The organism is Ruegeria alba, assembly GCF_022321465.1.
Classification (GTDB): Bacteria; Pseudomonadota; Alphaproteobacteria; order Rhodobacterales; family Rhodobacteraceae; genus Ruegeria_B; species Ruegeria_B alba.
In genome coordinates, this window is the sequence record NZ_JAKOEM010000064.1 from 1 (window position 1) to 1,398 (window position 1,398).

A 1,398-nucleotide genomic window follows, 5' to 3' on the forward strand; every position below is an offset into this window, starting at 1 on the left:
TTTCGGGGCCATATCACGCAAGCGGGTCGGCCGTGGTGTAGTGTAGCACCACCGGGATCACGGCCGCCTTCAGGCTCGCCGCGCCCTCTACGGCCAGATCGGCCGGGCGCGGGGCTTCCGCCTCAACCCAGTCGCAGAGCCCGCCGAGCGTGCGGTCGGTGACGAGCGCTGATCCGATGCTGGCGGTCAACGTGTCGAAGGCGGCATCACGGTCGACGCCCTGTACCACGGCTTCAATCTCGGCGCGGTGCTGGTAGTGGTAGGAAAGCGGCGAGAGGGTCACCTCCGGCTCCCCCGGCTCGCCGTCGCGCAGGATCAGAAGCCCCTCCGCTGGGACGCGCTCGGGCAGGACGTCTCCGCGCAGGGCGGTGGCGGGCAGTGCCGAGAGCCGCGTGTGCAGCGCAGCGAGGATGGTTTCGCGGGAGGTGGGCATGATTGTTCGCTAACCTGCAGAAACACAAATTGTCGGGCGGAGGGTGAAGCGGACCTATGGGAACTCGGCCTCAATCGTGCGCGAGGCCAAAACGCTTGCATGGTTCTCGACTTTGGACTTAGCGTGGCTGAGACACGCCGCAGATAACTTCACATCGCATCGTTGTCTTGGAGGATTTCTCACGTGCCGATGCGATGGGCCATTCTGTTTGTGCTGTTTTTCGCCCGAACGGTCATGGCCATCCAGTTTCAGTCCGTGGCCGCACTGTCTCCGTTCATCATGGACAGCCTCGCAATAACGCTCACGGAGATAGGGATCCTGATCGGCCTCTTCTCGGGACCCGGTATCATTGTCGCGGTTGCAGGCGGTGCGGTTGCAAGCTGGTTTGGCGACAAGCGGACCGTCATCGCAAGTCTGGTGCTCATGGTCGTCGGCGCAGCGATCTTCACGACAACGACGACTCTTGCATGGGCTGTTGCCGGTCGGATCATCTCAGCCGTCGGTGGGCTGGTTCTCAACGTTCTGATGACCAAGATGGTGATCGACTGGTTCGCCGGGAGGAATGTTTCAACGGCTCTGGCGATCTTCATCAGCTCCTGGCCCGTCGGGATCGCGCTTGGTCTGCTAATACTGCCGCCAATCGCTGCCAACGCGGATCTGCGGACAGCCTGGATGGCGCTGACGTTCCTCACCGTGGCGGCGCTTCTGCTCTTCGCCTTCGTCTACAAGGTTCCGCCCGGTGCGGTACCCGGTAATGCGCGGATCAGCTTCTCCGCTCTGCCCTGGACGCCACTGGCGTTCGCAGCAGTTCTGTGGGGCCTCTACAATTGCGCATTCGCGATGATCTTCAGCTTCGGCACCCTTGTTCTCGCCGACCGCGGCATGCCAGTCATCGCGGCCAGTTCCGCGATCAGCTTCTACATCATTGCCGGCGCGATATCGATTCCGGTCGGAGGATGGCTGGC

General features: G+C 62.7%; 2 protein-coding genes. One reads left to right on the forward strand and one right to left on the reverse strand.

The genetic code is table 11. From position 1 onward, the window contains the following. Window positions 1–13: 13 nt before the first annotated feature. Window positions 14–433 carry an acyl-CoA transferase gene (locus MB818_RS21845; protein WP_238906542.1) on the reverse strand — a complete coding sequence of 140 codons (420 nt, stop codon included), beginning with the start codon at window positions 431–433 and terminating at the stop codon, window positions 14–16. Window positions 434–622: 189 nt separating this feature from the next. On the opposite strand from MB818_RS21845, the gene MB818_RS21850 reads away from it, so the two are divergent. Continuing rightward, window positions 623–1,398: MFS transporter (locus tag MB818_RS21850; RefSeq protein ID WP_238906544.1), on the forward strand; the 776-nt coding region annotated here is incomplete at its 3' end.

Coding starts and splice junctions, on each gene's coding strand:
- MB818_RS21845 (WP_238906542.1), bottom strand. CDS start 433: ATGCCCACCTCCCGCGAAACCATCCTCGCTGCGCTGCACACGCGGCTC.